The organism is Protofrankia sp. Cr1 (assembly GCF_963555865.1).
In the GTDB taxonomy this organism is placed as follows: Bacteria; Actinomycetota; Actinomycetes; order Frankiales; family Frankiaceae; genus Protofrankia.
In genome coordinates, this window is record NZ_CAUVXO010000015.1 from 11,644 (window position 1) to 13,397 (window position 1,754).

Annotated in this window: 3 protein-coding genes; 2 read left to right on the plus strand and 1 reads right to left on the minus strand. The window is 67.8% G+C overall.

What is annotated here, in order from left to right:
* Together U9980_RS03050 and U9980_RS03055 are read left to right on the plus strand one after the other, a co-directional pair.
* The coding region (locus U9980_RS03050; protein WP_322766585.1) for a dihydrolipoamide acetyltransferase family protein at positions 1-935 on the plus strand (935 nt) is incomplete at its 5' end.
* A gap of 250 nt (positions 936-1,185) precedes the next feature.
* A complete protein-coding gene (locus U9980_RS03055) occupies positions 1,186-1,422 on the plus strand; it encodes a hypothetical protein (protein WP_322750716.1) in 237 nt (78 codons plus the stop codon).
* A 163-nt stretch (positions 1,423-1,585) separates the two neighbouring features.
* Here U9980_RS03055 and U9980_RS28385 read toward each other — a convergent pair whose 3' ends face one another.
* Positions 1,586-1,735: an acyl-CoA dehydrogenase C-terminal domain-containing protein gene (locus U9980_RS28385; RefSeq protein WP_416210130.1), complete on the minus strand. Its 150-nt coding sequence runs from the start codon at positions 1,733-1,735 to the stop codon at positions 1,586-1,588.
* Positions 1,736-1,754: the final 19 nt, after the last annotated feature.

A 1,754-nucleotide genomic window follows, 5' to 3' on the forward strand; every position in this document is an offset into this window, starting at 1 on the left:
GGACCCGGCGCCGGACCGCGCCGACCGTCCAGCCCACACCGGTCGAGCCAGACCAGGCCAGACCAGACCGGGACGGGCCTGTACTCGCGAAGCCACCGGTCCGCAAGCTCGCTCGGGATCTCGGTGTCGACATCTGGCGGGTCACCGGCACCGGACCGCATGGAACGATCAGCCGGGCGGATGTCGAGGCGGCCCGCACCTCCGCCCACGACGAGCGGGGCGCCCGGGTCCGCCGGGTGCCGGTGACCGGCGTCCGGCGCGCGACCGCGGCGGCCATGGTGACCAGCGCGTACACCGCGCCGCAGGTCACCGAGTTCGTCAGTGTCGACGTCACCGAGACGATGGCCGCGCGTGACCGGATCGCCGCGCTGCCCGAGTTCGCGGGTGTGAAGGTGACCGCGCTGCTGTTCGTCGCGAAGGCGCTGCTGACCGCCGTCCAGCGTCATCCGATGATCAATTCTTGCTGGGAGGAAGCGTCCGGCGACGAGCCCGCGCAGATCGTCATCCATGAGACCGTCAACCTCGGGATCGCGGTGGCTTCACCCCGCGGGCTCGTCGTGCCGAATATTCCGGCTGCGCAGGAGATGGGACTGGTCGCGCTCGGACACGCCCTGCACGAGCTGACCGCGGCAGCCCGGACCGGGACAGTCACACCAGGCGCACTACGCGGCGGGACCATCACCATTACCAATATCGGCGTGTTCGGCATTGACACCGGAACACCCATCCTCAATCCGCCGGAGGCGGCAATCCTCGCCCTCGGCGCGATCCGCCCGATGCCGTGGGTGCATGACGGGAACCTTGCCGTCCGGACGGTGGCGCAGCTCGCCCTGACCTTCGACCACCGGATCGTCGATGGTGAGCTCGGCGCAAAGGTACTCGCGGATGTCGCCAGAATGCTCGCCGACCCGGCCGTGGCCCTCGCCTGGAACTGATCCAATTCCTTGATCGGCCTTGTTCCGAATAGCCGGACCGGCCCATCCATGCTTGCTCTAAGTGACGATACTGAGGGCGCGGCGAGCAACGCACAGGAGCAGGCAAGACCGGACACAACGGACCAACCCGGAACCTCAACCAGGGCAAAGAGCACGGGATGGGGCGGACAACGGAGGAAGGAGCTCGCCTGGTACGGTTGCGCCTTGCTTACGGCTTCCGGCACAGCTTCCGTACAAAGGGGTGAAACGCATGACGCGCGTGGAGGCACTACAGGCCGCCGACGAATTCGTCGCCAAGGTCCTGACCTCCGCAGGCTCCAGCGGCCGATTCAACGGCGCTCTCAACCTCGCTGAACGGGTCGATCTGACCCTGCGGGTAGCGAGGTTCCTCCTGGAGGGGCAGGGCACGTCCGAGGCCGACGACCTGCTCAAGCGGGATATGCGCAATGAGCTGGACCAGGCTTTCCCGCCGCTGCGCACATCATGAAACGACCGGTGGTTCGAGGATCGCCCCGCCTTACCGCAACGCCTGGCACGTCCTGCTGACGCGTCAGGCGTAGGGAGTCCGCCGGGCGCGCGATCGTAGCTCCAGCTCGCGCGCCCGGCGGCCACCCGCTCCGGATCTGACGGGCGTCAGGTGCCGACCAGGCTCAGAACGCGTCCTCGGGCAGGTCCATCAGATCAAGGTCGGTTGCCTGCAGAACACCGAGTCGGGTTGACAGCTCGGGCAGCACGTTCGCGACAAACCAACGGGCCGTGGCCACCTTGCCCTCGTAGAAGGCCCGGTCCCTGGCTACCATTACCGTCGCCGACCGCGTG